Annotated in this window: 16 protein-coding genes; 6 read left to right on the forward strand and 10 right to left on the reverse strand. The window is 65.8% G+C overall.

Going from position 1 to position 15,772, the window contains the following annotated elements:
* The first annotated feature begins 129 nt into the window (after positions 1-129).
* A complete protein-coding gene (locus AC3G88_RS18760) occupies positions 130-906 on the forward strand; it encodes a 3-hydroxybutyrate dehydrogenase (RefSeq protein ID WP_153948354.1) in 777 nt (258 codons plus the stop codon).
* A 10-nt stretch (positions 907-916) separates the two neighbouring features.
* The gene (locus tag AC3G88_RS18765) at positions 917-1,399 is read left to right on the forward strand and encodes a DUF411 domain-containing protein (RefSeq protein WP_487523869.1); all 483 of its coding nucleotides are present in this window, start codon (positions 917-919) and stop codon (positions 1,397-1,399) included.
* 141 nt (positions 1,400-1,540) lie between these two features.
* On the opposite strand, the gene AC3G88_RS18770 is transcribed toward AC3G88_RS18765, so the two are convergent.
* Together AC3G88_RS18770 and AC3G88_RS18775 are read right to left on the reverse strand one after the other, a co-directional pair.
* The gene (locus AC3G88_RS18770) at positions 1,541-2,179 is read right to left on the reverse strand and encodes a CoA transferase subunit B (protein ID WP_153948352.1); all 639 of its coding nucleotides are present in this window, start codon (positions 2,177-2,179) and stop codon (positions 1,541-1,543) included.
* Between the two features lie 11 nt (positions 2,180-2,190).
* Positions 2,191-2,889: a CoA transferase subunit A gene (locus tag AC3G88_RS18775; RefSeq protein WP_488773458.1), complete on the reverse strand. Its 699-nt coding sequence runs from the start codon at positions 2,887-2,889 to the stop codon at positions 2,191-2,193.
* Between the two features lie 157 nt (positions 2,890-3,046).
* Here AC3G88_RS18775 and AC3G88_RS18780 point away from each other — a divergent pair, with 157 nt between their 5' ends.
* Positions 3,047-3,592, forward strand: coding sequence for a PAS and helix-turn-helix domain-containing protein (locus AC3G88_RS18780; RefSeq protein ID WP_153948350.1), 546 nt, complete (start codon positions 3,047-3,049; stop codon positions 3,590-3,592).
* A 241-nt stretch (positions 3,593-3,833) separates the two neighbouring features.
* Here AC3G88_RS18780 and AC3G88_RS18785 read toward each other — a convergent pair whose 3' ends face one another.
* The 5 genes from AC3G88_RS18785 to AC3G88_RS18805 form a co-directional block, all read right to left on the reverse strand.
* Positions 3,834-4,235 carry an acyl-CoA thioesterase gene (locus AC3G88_RS18785; protein WP_488773457.1) on the reverse strand — a complete coding sequence of 134 codons (402 nt, stop codon included), beginning with the start codon at positions 4,233-4,235 and terminating at the stop codon, positions 3,834-3,836.
* Positions 4,235-5,263, reverse strand: coding sequence for a DctP family TRAP transporter solute-binding subunit (locus AC3G88_RS18790; protein WP_488773456.1), 1,029 nt, complete (start codon positions 5,261-5,263; stop codon positions 4,235-4,237). Before AC3G88_RS18790 ends, AC3G88_RS18785 begins: the two co-directional genes overlap by 1 nt.
* A 40-nt stretch (positions 5,264-5,303) precedes the next feature.
* Entirely contained in the window at positions 5,304-6,608 is a 1,305-nt protein-coding gene (locus AC3G88_RS18795; RefSeq protein ID WP_194946531.1) for a TRAP transporter large permease, read from the reverse strand.
* On the reverse strand, positions 6,605-7,204 hold the full coding sequence (locus tag AC3G88_RS18800) for a TRAP transporter small permease (protein WP_488773455.1): 600 nt from the start codon (positions 7,202-7,204) through the stop codon (positions 6,605-6,607). The genes AC3G88_RS18795 and AC3G88_RS18800 overlap by 4 nt, the downstream gene beginning before the upstream one ends.
* 108 nt (positions 7,205-7,312) lie before the next feature.
* Positions 7,313-8,098: an SDR family oxidoreductase gene (locus AC3G88_RS18805; RefSeq protein WP_488773454.1), complete on the reverse strand. Its 786-nt coding sequence runs from the start codon at positions 8,096-8,098 to the stop codon at positions 7,313-7,315.
* Positions 8,099-8,531: 433 nt separating this feature from the next.
* Here AC3G88_RS18805 and AC3G88_RS18810 point away from each other — a divergent pair, with 433 nt between their 5' ends.
* Positions 8,532-10,211 (forward strand): electron transfer flavoprotein-ubiquinone oxidoreductase, encoded by a 1,680-nt coding sequence (locus AC3G88_RS18810; protein ID WP_153948345.1) that lies wholly within the window; start codon positions 8,532-8,534, stop codon positions 10,209-10,211.
* Positions 10,212-10,282: 71 nt separating this feature from the next.
* Here the strand turns inward: AC3G88_RS18810 and AC3G88_RS18815 are convergent, their stop codons facing one another.
* Positions 10,283-11,248, reverse strand: a complete 966-nt coding sequence (locus AC3G88_RS18815; protein ID WP_488773453.1) for a flagellar brake protein — start codon at positions 11,246-11,248, stop codon at positions 10,283-10,285.
* A 301-nt stretch (positions 11,249-11,549) separates the two neighbouring features.
* Between AC3G88_RS18815 and AC3G88_RS18820 the strand changes: the two genes are divergently transcribed.
* A complete protein-coding gene (locus tag AC3G88_RS18820; RefSeq protein ID WP_488773452.1) occupies positions 11,550-12,251 on the forward strand; it encodes a FadR/GntR family transcriptional regulator in 702 nt (233 codons plus the stop codon).
* A gap of 39 nt (positions 12,252-12,290) precedes the next feature.
* Entirely contained in the window at positions 12,291-13,394 is a 1,104-nt protein-coding gene (locus tag AC3G88_RS18825) for an NAD(P)/FAD-dependent oxidoreductase (protein ID WP_488773451.1), read from the forward strand.
* Here AC3G88_RS18825 and AC3G88_RS18830 read toward each other — a convergent pair.
* Both AC3G88_RS18830 and aroC read right to left on the reverse strand, forming a co-directional pair.
* Positions 13,391-14,656, reverse strand: a complete 1,266-nt coding sequence (locus tag AC3G88_RS18830) for an MFS transporter (protein ID WP_488893769.1) — start codon at positions 14,654-14,656, stop codon at positions 13,391-13,393. The genes AC3G88_RS18825 and AC3G88_RS18830 overlap by 4 nt on opposite strands.
* Positions 14,602-15,705 (reverse strand): chorismate synthase, encoded by a 1,104-nt coding sequence (gene aroC / locus AC3G88_RS18835; protein WP_153948339.1) that lies wholly within the window; start codon positions 15,703-15,705, stop codon positions 14,602-14,604. Before aroC ends, AC3G88_RS18830 begins: the two co-directional genes overlap by 55 nt.
* Positions 15,706-15,772: the final 67 nt, after the last annotated feature.

Genomic DNA, 15,772 nt, shown 5'->3' on the forward strand with positions numbered 1-15,772 from the left:
TCGGAATTTCTTGCCCACGATGAAACACCGGGCAGAACGCGACGAAATACGGCGCCAGGCCAAAGCCGGATTGTACGCCCTGCGAGTACAATGCCACAGCACATCCTGACACTCCCGACGGAGGCTTACATGCTCAAAGGCAAGACGGCACTGGTCACGGGCTCGACCAGCGGTATCGGACTCGGCATCGCGCAGGCTCTGGCTGCGCAGGGCGCCAACATCATTGTCAACGGATTCGGTGATGCCGACGGCGCAAAGGCGGAAATCGCCCGTGCCGGCAGCGGCATCCAGGTGGGCTACCACGGCGCGGACATGAGCAAGTCCGCCGAGATCGAGGACATGATGCGCTACGCCGAGAAAGACTTCGGCGGCGTGGACATCCTGGTCAACAACGCGGGCATCCAGTTCGTGGCCAAGATCGAGGAATTCCCGGTCGACAAGTGGGATGCGATCATCGCCATCAACCTGACCTCCGCCTTTCATACCACCCGTCTCGCCCTGCCGTCGATGAAGGCCAAGAACTGGGGCCGCGTCATCAACGTGGCGTCCACCCACGGCCTGGTGGCCTCGGCCGAGAAGTCGGCCTACGTGGCGGCCAAGCATGGCATTGTCGGCTTCACCAAGGTGACCGCGCTGGAAACCGCGCAGACCGGCGTCACGGCCAATGCAATCTGTCCGGGCTGGGTGCTGACCCCGCTGGTGCAGAAACAGGTGGAAGCCCGCGCGCAGAAGGAAGGCATCCCGGTGGAACAGGCCAAGCGCGAGCTGGTGCTGGAAAAACAGCCGTCGGGGCAGTTCGTCACGCCCGAGGAACTGGGCGCGCTGGCCGTGTTCCTGTCCAGCGAAGCGGCCAGGCAGGTGCGTGGCGCGATCTGGAACATGGATGGCGGCTGGGTGGCGCAATAAGGAGGCAGCGATGCAGCGTAGTCAATCGCGACGCCATGCCCTGCGCACCCTTGGCGCAGGCGCCCTGCTGCTGTCGCCGCTGATGGCGGTGGCCCAGGCGCCGAAGGCGCTGGCGATCGACGTCTACAAGAGCCCGACCTGCGGCTGTTGCGAGGACTGGGTCAAGCACCTGCGCGACAACGGCTTCACCGTGGCCACGCACGATGTGGAAGATACTGGCGTGTATCGTCAGAAATACGGCATTCCCGAGCGGTTCGGCTCGTGTCACACCGGTGTCATCCAGGGCTACGGCGTCGAGGGCCACGTCCCTGCGGCCGATATCAAGAAGCTGCTGGCAGCCAGGCCGAAGGCCGCCGGGCTGGCCGTCCCGGGCATGCCGGTCGGCTCGCCGGGCATGGAGTACGGTCCGCGCAAGGATCCGTTCGACGTGCTGCTGGTGAAATCCGATGGCGCAGCGTCGGTCTTTTCCAGCTACAACAAGCCGAAGACCTGAGCCATGGGCGCCTGAGCCGGCGATGAGCCGGCGATCAGTCGGCGATTAGCCGGCACCTCGGTTCCGTCCGAAGCAAAAACCCCCGCCGGCGCGAACCGGCGGGGGTTTTTGTTTGAGGCTGCGTGCTTGAGGCTGCGGCGCTCAGATCAGTTCGGCTTCGGTCTTCGCCTGGACTTCCTCGCGCGACACACCCGGCGCCGTTTCCACGAGCTTCAGGCCTTGCGGCGTCACGTCGATCACGGCCAGGTCGGTGATGATGCGGTTCACCACGCCCAGGCCGGTCAGCGGCAGGTTGCATTCCTTGAGGATCTTGACGTCCTCGGTGCCGTCCTTCTTCTTGGCCGTATGCTCCATCAGCACCACCACGCGGCCCACGCCGGCCACCAGGTCCATGGCGCCGCCCATGCCCTTGACCATCTTGCCCGGAATCATCCAGTTGGCCAGGTCGCCGCGCTGGCTGACCTGCATCGCACCCAGGATGGCCAGGTTGATCTTGCCGCCGCGGATCATCGCGAACGAATCGGCCGACGAGAAGATCGACGAGCCCGGCAGCGTGGTCACGGTCTGCTTGCCGGCGTTGATCATGTCGGCATCCACTTCGTCCTCGGTCGGGAACGGGCCGATGCCGAGCAGGCCGTTTTCCGACTGCAGCCACACTTCCATGCCTTGCGGCACATGGTTGGCCACCAGCGTCGGCAGGCCGATGCCCAGGTTGACATAGAAGCCATCCTGCAGCTCGGCGGCCGCGCGTGCGGCCATTTCATCACGTGTCCATGCCATGATCTGTCTCCTTACTTGGCACGCACGGTGCGCTGTTCAATGCGTTTCTCGGGGCTGGTGTTCAGCACGATGCGGTGCACAAAAATGCCGGGCAGGTGAACATCATCCGGGTCGATCTCGCCGGTTTCGACGATCTCTTCCACTTCAGCGATGGTGATCTTGCCGGACATGGCACACACCGGGTTGAAGTTGCGCGCGGTACGGCGGAACACCAGGTTGCCGGCCTTGTCGGCCTTCTGGGCCTTGACGATGGCCACGTCGGACACCAGCGACTGCTCCATCACGTAGGTATCGCCGTTGAATTCACGCGTTTCCTTGCCTTCCGCGACGATCGTGCCCACGCCGGTCTTCGTAAAGAATGCCGGAATGCCCGAGCCACCGGCACGCAGCTTTTCGGCCAGCGTGCCCTGCGGCGTGAATTCGAGCTCGAGTTCGCCGGCCAGGTACTGGCGTTCGAACTCCTTGTTCTCGCCGACGTACGACGAGATCATCTTCTTGATCTGGCGGGTGGCCAGCAGCTGCCCCAGGCCGAACCCGTCCACGCCGGCGTTGTTCGAGATGCAGGTGAGCTGCTTGACGCCGCTGTCGCGCAGTGCGGCGATCAGTGCCTCGGGGATGCCGCACAGACCGAAACCGCCCACGGCGATCGTCTGGCCGTCGCGTACGACGCCCGCGAGCGCCTCGGCGGCGCTGGCGTAGACCTTGTTCATGTTCGCTCCTTCCTCGGTAGTCCCGCTCTTGCGCGGCCGGTTGGCCACACGCGGAAATTGTAACGGTACAATCGGCGGTCAGGCGCCGCCGTTGACGACCCAAAGGATACGTCAACGGATGCCGCGAACGCCATTACGTAAAAGTACATAAGGGATAATGCCGGCCATCGACTACCAGACCGCATTCCAGCTGGCTCCGGTCGGCCTGGTGCTCTCGCGCGCCCGGATGATCGAGGATTGCAACAGCGAGGTCTGCCGGATCTTCGGCACCACGCGCGAAGCCCTGATGGGGCAGTCGTTCCAGGTGCTCTACCCCACCGCCGACGAATTCGAGCGCACCGGCGCGCGCATCGTGCCGGTCATGAACACCAAGGGACTGTATTCCGACGAACGGATCATGAAGCGCGCCAGCGGCGAGCTGTTCTGGTGCCATGTCACGGGCCGCGCACTGGACCGCAACGATCCGCTCGGCGCCGGCATCTGGACGTTCGAGGACCTGTCGCAAAAGCGGCCGGTCACGGCCGAGCTGACCGCCCGGGAACGCGACATCGCCGCGCAGCTGGTGGAAGGCAAGACCAGCAAGCAGATCGGCAAGCTGCTGGCCATCAGCCCGCGCACCGTGGATATCTACCGGGCGCGGCTGATGAAGAAGTATGGGGCGCATACCGCAGTCGATCTGGTGCAGCGGCTGGTGAACCACTGAGGGTGTGCTCCCCTCTCCCGCGAGCGGGAGAGGGGCCGGGGGAGAGGGCAGGCGTATCAGATGCTGCCGTGCTGGAACACACCGACAGCTTCGCTCGATGTGGCTCCCTGCTGTACCACCCCTCTCTCCCACTCTCTCCCCATGAGGGGAGAGAAAGCCAGGACACTACCCTCTGACGCCACTTGGGGGTGACTCGCGGCGTTGGCTGTCAAACAACCGGCAGCCTTGCTTGCGCCTGTCGTTACTCGGCAATCAGCATCCGTATCTCCGCCGGCACCGGCACGCTCTTCTCCACCGCGTAGTCGCACCACACCACCTTGGCGCCGCCTTCCGCCCAGACCACATCGGGCAGGTCGGTCCGGCGGATTTCGATCTTCGTCTCGAAGCTCGACCGTCCCAACTGGCCCGCGTACACCCGGCATTCGATATCGCCGGGGTAACGCAGCTGCTTCAGGAACGTCATGTGGGCGTTGATCAGCACGGGCCCGTGGCCGTTGCCGTCCCGGCCATTGCGGCCGATCGACGCGAACCACTCGATCCGCGCCTGCTCCAGGTAGCGGAAGTAGACGGTGTTGTTGACATGGCCCATGGCGTCCATGTCACCCCACCGGATTGGCATCACGCAGGTGAAGACGTGCTTCATCAACGCTTGGCGATCGACGCTTCGGCCTTGGTCACCAGGTCGGCGCCAATCTGCTTCTTCCACTTGTCGTAGACCTTGGCCGTGGCCTTCTTGAACGCGTCGTGCTCGGCCGGGGTCAGCGAGACCACCTTCACGCCGTGCTGCTCCATGTCCTTCCAGGCCGGCGCACCGGGCTCCACCAGACCCTTGCGGGCCAGCGCGATTTCCTGCTTGCCGGCGTCGATGGCGGCCTGCTTCACGATCTCGCGGTCAGCCGGGGTCCAGCTTTCCCAGATCTGCTTGTTGACGACGAAGATCAGTGGATCGGCCACGTAACCCCAGGTCGTCACGTACTTCTGGCCGACCGTATAGAGCTTGGCCGCGGCAAACACGCTCTGCGGATTCTCCTGGCCGTCCACCGCGCCCGACGCCATGGCCGGCTGCGCATCGGCCCAGCTCATCTGCGTCGGGTTGGCGCCCAGCGCGTTGAAGGTCTCGATGTACAGCGGCGAACCCACCACGCGCAGCTTCAGGCCCTTGAGGTCTTCGGGCTTGCGGATCTCGTGTTTCGAATTCGACACTTCGCGGAAGCCGTTCTCGCCCCAGGCCAGCGGCACCACGCCTGCCTTTTCCAGCGTGCCGAAGATCGACTTGCCAACTTCGCCCTGCGTCAGCGAGTCCAGCGCCTTGTAGTCGGGCATCAGGAACGGCAGCGAGAACAGGTTCAGCTCCTTGACCTGCGGCGACCAGTTGATGGTCGAGCCCACAGCCATGTCGATCACGCCCTGGCGGATGGCCGAAAATTCGCGCGTCTGGTCGCCGGCCACCAGCGACGTACCCGGATACAGCTTGATATTGATGCGGCCGCTGGTGCGCTGGCGCACCAGGTCTGCCCAGATCTCGCCGCCCTTGCCCCACGGGAACGCGGGGCCCAGCACCAGCGACATCTTGTATTCGGGCTTGTAGGTCTGGGCCATGGCGGCCGGCGCGGCAAAGGCAGCAGCGGCGATCGAGGCGGCAACGGACAGCATCAGGGCACGGCGTTTCATGCGGGAATCTCCTCGTTTCATCTTCGTCTTGTCGTTCAAATCAGTAGCCCAGGTAGTCGGGCAGCCAGGTGGCCAGCGGCGGATAAGCCAGCACCATCAGCATGGCGATGAACATCGCCAGCAGCATCCAGATCACCCAGGGCACCGTTTCTTCCATGCGCACGCGGGCGATACGGCACGACACCATCAGGTTCACGGCCAGCGGCGGCGTGAACTGGCCCAGCGCCACTTTCAGCGTCAGCACCACGCCAAACCATACCGGGTTCCAGTGGAAGGCATTGGCGATGGGCAGCAGCAGCGGCACGAAGATCAGGAAGATCGAGATGCCGTCCAGGAACATGCCCACCGTCATCAGCAGCAGCACGATCAGCGCCAGCACGCCGTATTCGCCCAGGCCAGAATGCGCAATGGCGTTGGCCAGCGGGTCGATCACGCCCAGCGTGGACAGCGCGTAGGCAAAGATGCCGGCCAGCGCCACCACCAGAAGGATCACGGCCGACGTTTCGGCCGCTTCCTGGAAGATGGTGAACAGGTCGCGCATGCCAATGCTGCGGTAGATCACCATGCCGACGAACAGGCCGTACACCACCGCCACCACGGCGGCCTCGGTGGGCGTGAACCAGCCCGCGCGCATGCCACCCAGGATCAGGAACGGCGCCACCAGCCCCCACGCGGCCTCGCGCAGGCTCTTCCAGAACGGCGGGCGCGGCAGCGCAGCCTCGATATGCCCCATGTTGTGCTTGCGCGCCAGCCACACGGCCGGCACGATCAGCGCCACGCCGGCCAGGATGCCCGGGACCATGCCGGCCGCGAACAGCGCCGGCACCGACGCGCCCGGCACCAGCACGCTATAGATGATGAAGGCCACCGAAGGCGGAATCAGGATGTCCGTGGCCGCCGCCGCGCCCACCACCGCCGCGCTGTACGAACCCGGATACCCGGCGCGCGACATCGCCGCGATCATCACGCCGCCCACGGCGGCCGCGTTGGCGGGGCCCGAGCCGGAAATCCCGCCCAGGAACATCGCCACCAGGATGGCCACCAGCGGCAGCATGCCCGGCCCACGCCCGACGATGGCGATGGCAAAGGTCACCAGCCGCTGCGCCACGCCGGAGCGGTCGAAGATCGACCCCACCAGCACGAACATCGGAATCGCCAGCAGCGGATACTTGGCCAGCCCGGCATAGAAGTTCTGCGGCACGGCCAGCAGGCCGAACATCTGCGTGTCCAGGTTCGACAGGCCGATGGCCACCAGGCCGCCCAGCCCCAGCGACACGCCGATCGGCACGCCCAACAGCATCAGGCCGATGAACACCACGAAGAGAATGATGGCAACCAGCGTCATTGCGGCTGGCCTCCATCCTTGTTCGCTGCATGGAGGGCCTTCAGCGCGCGCACGTTGCGCAGGGCCAGCGCCAGCGCGCGCAGCGCGATGGCGCCCGACAGCACGGGCAGCCAGATCGAATACCACCAGCTTGGCACGCCGATGCCCGGCGAGGTCTCGCCGAACGCGTATTCATCCCAGGTAATCCGCGCGCCGAGCACCGCCAGCGCCAGGAACATCACCGCCACGGCCAGGGCCGACAGGACGGCGAGCCGCTTCTGGCGCGCCGCGCTGCCCCGCTCGAAGAAATACTCGATACGGATATTGCGGTCGCGCGCCACGGCGGCGCTGCCGGCCACCAGCGCCAGCACGATCATCAGGAAGACCGAGAATTCCTCGGTCCACGCGAACGATTCGTCGGTGAAATAGCGGACCACCACGTTGGCAAACGTGATGGCCACCAGCAACACCATCACCATGACGCCAACCCAGTCCTCGATACGCGGTGAAATGCGGAATTCGCTGTCGCGCGCCTCGTCGGCGGCTTCGGGAACGATCACCGAATCGACGACGTGCTGCGGCCCGGCGTCGCGCCGTGCCTGTTCTTCTTGAGCCATCAAAACCCGGCCTCCGGTTCCGGGCCGCCTCTGGCCAGTTGGCCGTCCGAGACGTTTCTCCTGTTGCTTATTCTTCTAGGCCCACCCCCGCCCCAAAAGGGTCAGCGGTCAGACCATGCCATCGTCGGCAGTGACCACCGCGCCATTGATAAAGCGCGATGCATCGGACGCCAGCAGCAGCAAGAGGCCATCGAGGTCTTCGGGTTGGCCCAGGCGCTTGCGCGGCAGCATCTGGATCAGCTTCTGCCCCGCGTCGGTATCCCAGTGGTGGTGGTTGATTTCGGTGTCGATATAGCCCGGGCAGATCGCGTTCACGTTGATACCGTGACGCGCCCACTCCAGAGCCATGGCCTTGGTCATGTGGACCACGGCGGCCTTGCTCATGCAGTAGACACCAATCTGCGACAGTACCTTGAGACCGGCCACTGACGCAATATTGATAATGCGTGCCTGCGGCAGCGGATTGCCCGTCTTCTCGGCGCCCTTGGCCCGCGCGATCATGCGCTTGGCCACTTCCTGGGCCACGAAGAACGCACCGCGCGTGTTGGTATCGAAGACGAAATCGAAGTCGTCGGCCGTGACATCGGTGAGCTTCTGCGTGGTGGACACGCCCGAGTTGTTCACCAGGATATCGATGGAGCCGGCCTCGGTTTCGGCGTGCGCCACGGCGGCGCGGATGCTGTCGGGGTCGGTCACGTCCAGCCGCACCACGTGCGCGCTGCCGCCATCGGCCTCGATCGCTGCCCGCAACTCCTTGAGTCGCTCCACGCGGCGCGAGGCCAGGATGACCTTGGCACCGGCCGCAGCCAGAACATGGGAAAACCGCGTACCCAGTCCGCTCGACGCCCCGGTCACCAGCGCGACCTTGCCTTCCAGATTGATCGACAAACCCATAGTTACCTCGGTGTGGGAGCAGCCGCGCCGGCCCGGCACGGCCCGCTGTTCCGCATCGCGGGCGCCTGGCAAGGCACCTGCCGATATACGGCCGCAGCTTATCAAAAAAAAGAACGGTCGTTCAAAAAAATGTCTTGCCTGAGGGTGTCGAGTCCCGGACAATGCCGGAGATTCTAAGAACTTGGTCCCCAAAGGGAAAGAGGAAAAACGCCTAGATCCGGCCCGGTCACCCGCCGATAGCCAGGTCAGCGCGCATGCCGCGCCGCGCCCGCATCGGGCAGGCGCGTGCCGCCATACGTCGAACCCGCCTCGCACCCCCGGACGGCCCAGGTTCCGCAGAGCCACGATTACCGCATCCCACAATCCGCACGCCTGGAGAGGGCTGCACCATGCGGCAGTATTGCCGCCCAGAAGAAACTGAGGGTAAGAGACAATGGATCAGCAACAGCTCGTCGAGCAGTTCGGCCCGCGCGAAGCCATGGAATATGACGTGGTCATCGTCGGCGGCGGTCCCGCCGGCCTGGCCACCGCCATCCGCCTGAAGCAGCTTGCCGCGGAAAAAGGCGGCGACGTCAATGTGTGCGTGCTGGAAAAGGGCTCGGAGCCCGGCGCGCATATCCTGTCGGGCGCGATCATGGACCCGATCGCGCTGAACGAGCTGATCCCGAACTGGAAGGAACTGGGCGCCCCGCTGAACCAGCCCGTCACCGAGGACAAGTTCCTGTTCCTGGACGAATCCGGCTCCAAGGCTGCCCCGCTGCTGCCCGAGTGCTTCCACAACGAAGGCAACTACATCGTCAGCCTGTCGAACTTCGTGCGCTGGCTGGGCCAGCAGGCCGAATCGCTGGGCGTGGAAATCTTCCCGGGCTTTCCGGCAGCCGAGGTGCTCTACAACGACGACGGTTCGGTCAAGGGCGTGGCCACCGGCAACATGGGCATCAACAAGGAAGGCGAGCCTACCGAGAACTTCCAGCTTGGCATGGAACTGCATGCCAGGTACACGATCTTCGCCGAAGGCGCGCGTGGCCACCTGGGCAAGCAGCTCATCGCGAAGTACCAGCTCGACGCCGGCCGCGATCCGCAGAGCTACGGCATCGGCCTGAAGGAACTGTGGGAAATCGATCCGGCCAAGCACAAGCCCGGTCTGGTGGTGCACACGGCCGGCTGGCCGCTCGATCCGGCCACGTACGGCGGTTCGTTCCTCTATCACATGGAAGATGGCAAGGTCGCCGTCGGCTTCGTGGTGGGTCTGGACTACACCAACCCGTGGCTGTCGCCGTTCGAGGAATTCCAGCGATTCAAGACCCATCCGGAAATCCGCCAGTATTTCGAAGGCGGCAAGCGCATCGGCTATGGCGCCCGTGCCATCACGGCTGGCGGCCTGCTGTCGCTGCCCAAGACCGTGTTCCCGGGTGGCGCGCTGGTTGGCTGCGATGCCGGCTATCTGAACGCATCGCGCATCAAGGGCAGCCACGCCGCGATCAAGACCGGCATGATGGCCGCCGAAGCCGCCTATGACGCGCTGCAAGCCGGCCGCCAGCACGACGAACTGACGGCCTATCCGGCGGCTTTCGAGCAGAGCTGGCTGCACAAGGAACTGCTGCAGGCCAAGAACTTCAAGCAATGGTTCAAGAAGGGCCGCACCACGGCCACGCTGATGACCGGCATCGAGCAGTGGCTGCTGCCGAAGCTCGGCATCCGCAACCCGCCCTGGACCATCCACCGCACCAAGCCGGACCACGTGTACCTGAAGCCGGCCGCCGAGTGCCAGAAGATCGAGTATCCGAAGCCGGACGGCAAGCTCACGTTCGACCGCCTGTCGTCGGTGTTCATCAGCAACACTAACCACGAAGAAAACCAGCCCGCTCACCTGACGCTCAAGGACGCCAGCGTGCCGGTGAACGTCAACTGGGACAAGTTTGCCGGCCCCGAGTCGCGCTACTGCCCGGCCGGCGTGTACGAATTCGTGCAGAACGACGATGGCAAGGAACGCCTGCAGATCAACGCGCAGAACTGCGTGCACTGCAAGACCTGCGACATCAAGGACCCGACGCAGAACATCGTCTGGGTCACGCCGGAAGGTGGTGGCGGCCCGAACTACGTGGGCATGTAAGCCGCTGCGCCCCCGCGCAGTCACGGAGAACGCCGGCCAGTGGCCGGCGTTTCGCTTTGCGCACCGCCGGATCAGACCGGCATGCAGGTCGTGGCCAGCAGCTGCTCGTAGATAAAGCACTGCAGCAGCGTCAGCTCGCGCTCGCCCAGCGCGTCGAACGCCACGCCGAACGCGGGGAACTCCTCATCTTCCTGCCCCGGCGCACTGCGCACCGTGGCATCGATCAGGACTTCGGCGTCCAGCGCGCCGGTGCGCAACTGGAAGCGCAGCCGCACCTTCTGTCCCACCGCTGGGGCTGGGGACGACGTCTGCACCAGCGCGCCGCCGGTGCTGAGGTCGGACAGCAGTCCCAGCCGCGCCAGGCCCTCGCCCATGCGCTGGTCGACGGTCAGATCGGGGACGGTCTGGCCGGGGGCGTTGTCGATACCGTTGCCAGCGTCGCCGCCGTGGCCACCTTCGTCCGCCTCGGCACCCGCCTCATCGGCATCGACCAGATAGGCCGCCAGCCGCGTGGGGACGCGCGCGGCGCGGCGCACCGGCATCTGCTCCGTCTGGGCCGGCGCCGACAGAACCAGGTATCGGAACGGGCTGCGGCATACCGCCGTGACCGTCGACGTGAAACTGTGGATGGCGTGCCCGGAGAATCCGCGCAGCAGCAGGTCTTCGCCGGCACGCACGGCCAGTTCGCGCCCGCCCAGCGTCGGCCAGGTGACAAACAGCCCCTGTTCGATAAAGCCGATCAGGCGGCTTGCGGCGGCCCGCGACTGCTCTCCCGGGGTCTTCACGTGCAGCAGCGTTCCCACCTGCAGGCCCAGCGGTCCTGCGCTCAGGCGCGTGCCGGCCAGGGCGTCGGGCTCGTTGCCGGCTTCGGGCATGTCGTCAGGCCGGCAAACCGTGCCGTGCCGGAACATCAGCGCCAGATCGCGGGCATCTGGAATGATGCTGCCGCTGCCCAGCATCAGGTTGCCCTGTCCGTCCAGCAAGGACCAGGGAAGCGGCTGCCCAACGGGCAGGTCTTGCGGCGTAAGCGGAATCATGGCGTAGCGGACTCTCCATGAAACGCGCCGGCACACGGTGCGCCGACGCGAGGAAATCGTGACGGACCGTTGCCTGCCATCACCTGTGACGGACACACCGATCCTGATGCGTCAGCTATCGACCAATGTGACAGAACCTTGACCCCCACCTTGGGGGCGTTCGCTTTCGAGACCGTTTATGTGCCGTCACCGTCATTCGGCCACCGGCAGGTGAATCGCCGCTTGACGGCCGTCATTCGACCTTGCAGAATCAGCGTTCGACGAAAAGCTGTCAGACAGCCTGACAGCATACCGGATCAACATGGATCGCCTGCCTCGCCCCGCTTCGCTTGCCAGCCGCATCGCCCAGACCTTGCGCGACGACATTGCCGCCGGACGCTTTGCCGCCGGCGCGCGCCTGCCAGCCGAGGCGGCGCTGGCCGATGCATTCGATGTCAGCCGGCCCATCGTGCGCGAGGCCATTGCCCTGCTCAAGGCCGACGGCGTGCTGATCACGCGCAAGGGCTCCGGCGCCTATGTGTCCGAGACGCCCGGCGGCCAGGTCTGGCGCGTGGCCAGCACGCCGGACGGCGGCCCCACCCTGGCGCAACTGTTCGAACTGCGGCGGGTCGTGGAAACGGCCTGCGCTGAAATGGCGGCGCTGCGCCGGACCGACGCCGATTTGCGGCGGATCCGCGACGCCCTGGCCAGCATGCAGCGCCACGGCGCCGATTTCCCCAGTGCGGCGGCGGCCGACATCGCGTTTCATCACGCCATCGCGCAGGCCGCCCATAACCCGTGTTTCACGGGCCTGACCGACTTCGTCAGCCAGCAGCTGCTGGTGGCGCGCCAGCACGCATGGGAAAACAGCGCCCGGCTCCACGCTGCCCAGGGGGCGCCGCGTGCCGCCGACGCCGAACATGCGGCACTGGTCGATGCCATCGCCGCCAGCAACCCCGAAGCCGCGCGCGCCGCCGCATCCGCCCACCTAAGCGCCGCTGCGCAACGGATGGGCCTCGACTGAACACCAGACATCGGAAAAGACCGAACAAGGAGCAGACAGATGGAAAACGTGGATTGCGTCGTGATTGGCGCCGGTGTGGTGGGCCTGGCCGTGGCACGCGCGCTGGCGCAGCAGGGCCGCGAGGTCATCATCCTCGAAGCCGAAAACGCGTTCGGCACGATCACCAGCGCCCGCAACAGCGAAGTCATTCATGCCGGCATCTACTATCCCGCCGGCTCGCTCAAGGCCGAGCTATGCGTGCGCGGCAAAGCCATGCTGTATGACTATTGCGCCAGCCACCACGTGACGCACCAGCGTTGCGGCAAGCTGATCGTCGCCACCAGCGAGGCCCAGGTGGCCACGCTGGCCGGCATCCGTGCCAAGGCCGAGGCCAATGGCGTGCATGACCTGCACCTGCTGACGCGCGACGAAGCGCGCGCCCTGGAGCCCCAGCTCGAATGCCATGCCGCCCTGCTGTCGCCATCGACCGGCATCATCGACAGCCACGGCCTGATGACCGCCCTGCTGGGCGATGCCGAACAGGCCGGCGCGATGCTGGCCGTGCAGTCGCCCGTGGCATCGGGCGCCGTCACGCCCGATGGCATTCGGCTGGAAGTGGCCGGAGAAGATGGCGAAACGACGCTGCTGGCCCGCACGGTGGTCAACTCGGCGGGCCTGACCGCGCCCGAACTGGCGCGCCGCATCGACGGCATTCCGCCCGAGCACATTCCTGGCCAGTTCTACGCCAAGGGCTGCTATTTCACGTTGGCTGGCCGGGCGCCGTTCTCGCGCCTGATCTACCCGGTGCCCGAAGCCGCCGGCCTGGGTGTACACCTGACGCTGGACCTGGGCGGTCAGGCGCGCTTTGGCCCCAATGTGCGCTGGATCGACGAGATCGAATACAGCGTGCCACCGCACGACGCCGACAGCTTCTATGACGAGGTGCGCCGCTACTGGCCGGCCCTGGCCGATGGCGCCCTGCAGCCGGGCTACGCTGGTATCCGCCCGAAGATCAGCGGCCCGGGCGAGACCGCCGCCGATTTCCGCATCGACGGCCCACAGGTGCATGGCGTACCGGGACTGGTCAATCTGTTCGGGATCGAATCGCCAGGGCTGACGTCGTCGCTGGCGATTGCCGAGAAAGTGGCCGGATTGCTGGCCTAGGCCTGCGTCGCAGCTTCCGGGTGGGCCTCCGGGCGTTCATCCCGGAAGCTCATCGCGGCGCAGCCGGCCCCAAGGGCCGCGGCCAGCGCCGCCAGGCCGAACGTGTGCATCGGCGCCAGCGTCTTCCACGTCCACCCCATGACCAGGCCGCCGAGCGTGCCTCCCAGACCGTAGGAAATGCCTGTATAGAGTGCCTGCCCGCGCCCTTGCAGCGGCCCGGCGAACCAACGCTGCAGCCGCTTGAGGCTGGCGCTGTGGTGCGCGGCAAACGTGGCCGCATGCAGGACCTGCACGGCCGCCATCAGCCAGGCGTACTGCGCGAAGTATCCGGTCACCCCGAAACGCAATGCCGCCAGCACGAAGGTGCCCGCCAGGATCGTGCGCAGTGCCAGCGCGCCAAACAGCCGCCCCTGATAGAAAAAGAACACGATCTCGGCCACCACGCCGATGGTCCACATCACGCCAATGGCGATCTTGCTATAGCCCAGTTGCTCCAGGTACAGCGAATAGAACACGTAGAGCGCCGCGTGGGCGAACATCATCAGGAAGGCCGACGCCAGGAACCACGCCACGTCGGGGCGGCGCAGCAGCGGCAACGCCGGGGGCGGCTTCACGCGCGGACCTTCGTCTTCGGCATCGCGCAGCCCGAAGACCACCACGGCGAACAGCGCCAGCATCGCACTGGCCAGCCATGGGAAAGCCGGCATGCCGAAGTGTTCGAACAGCGCGCCGCCCAGCAGCACGGCCGCGATAAACCCCACCGAGCCGAACATGCGCACGCGGCCATAGCGGTGGTCGAACGCGCCATGGCGGCGCAGCGTGGAAATCGTCAGCGCATCGCCCAATGGCGACATGGCACTGGTAATCAGGTTGAGCCCGATCATCATCGCCATCATGCCGCCATAACTGTGGACGCCGGGCACGGCCAGAAACGCCAGCAGCGACGCGACGGCCGCCAGCCGCAGCAGCTTCACGCGCGTATGGGTAACGTCCGACAGCCAGCCCCACAGATACGGCCCGACGATGCGGCTTAGCTGGAAGCAGGCCATCAGCACGCCGATCTGCACCGGCGAGAAGCCGCGATCGGCGAAGAACAGGCTGACATACGGCGAGATGACGCCGACGTAGCCGTAGTAGCCGAGGTAGAAAAGTCCGAAACGGAGATAGGTGGCCGGGTCGATCGACCCCGGCCGGTATGAGGCGGTACTCAGGATTTGGCCTGCGCCGCGATGCGCGGGGTCTCCACGCGCACGTCGCCGCACTGGGCGCGGTGGCGCAGCGCGTGATCCATCAGCACCAGCGCCAGCATCGCTTCGGCAATCGGCGTGGCACGGATGCCCACGCACGGGTCGTGGCGGCCGAACGTCTCGACGCTGGCCGACTGGCCGGCCTTGTCGATCGATTCCCGCGCGGTGCGGATGCTCGACGTCGGCTTGATCGCCAGCGACACGGTCACGTCCTGCCCGGTGGAGATGCCACCCAGCACGCCGCCCGCATTGTTGGTGCGGAAGCCCTCTGGCGTCAGTTCGTCGCCATGCACGGTGCCGCGCTGCGCCACGCTGTCGAAGCCGGCGCCAATCTCCACGCCCTTGACCGCGTTGATGCCCATCATCGCGTGCGCGATATCGGCGTCGAGCTTGTCGAACAACGGCTCCCCCAGGCCCACCGGCACGCCGCTGGCCACGACCTCGATGCGCGCGCCGACGGAATCGCCATCGCGGCGCAGCGCATCCATATAGGTTTCCAGCTCGGGCACGATGTCGGCATTCGGCGCGAAGAACGGGTTCTCCGGCACATGCTTCCAGTCAGTGAAGGGCACCTCGATTTCGCCGAGCTGCGACATGTAGCCCCGGATCTCGGTGCCGTACTGCTCGCGCAGCCACTTCCTGGCGATGGCCGCCGCGGCCACCACCGGCGCCGTCAGGCGCGCCGACGAACGGCCGCCGCCGCGATAGTCGCGGATGCCGTACTTGTGCCAGTAGGTGTAGTCGGCGTGGCCCGGGCGGAACGTCTCGACGATATTGCCGTAGTCCTTGCTGCGCTGATCGGTATTGCGGATCAGCAGGCAGATCGGCGTGCCCGTGGTCTTGCCTTCGAACACCCCCGACAGGATTTCCACCTGGTCCGGCTCCTGGCGCTGCGTCACATGGCGCGACGTGCCGGGCTTGCGGCGGTCCAGATCGATCTGGATGTCGGCTTCGGTCAGCGACATGCCCGGCGGGCAGCCATCCACAACCGCGCCAATGGCCGGTCCGTGCGATTCGCCGAACGTGGTGACTGTGAAAAGCAGGCCGAGGGTATTGCCAGACATGGTTGAAATGCGCAGGAATTGGGGGACGGGCTACATTGTACGGCCATTAGCGTCCGGACAGACGCCT

Source organism: Cupriavidus sp. 86D6 (assembly GCF_057815095.1).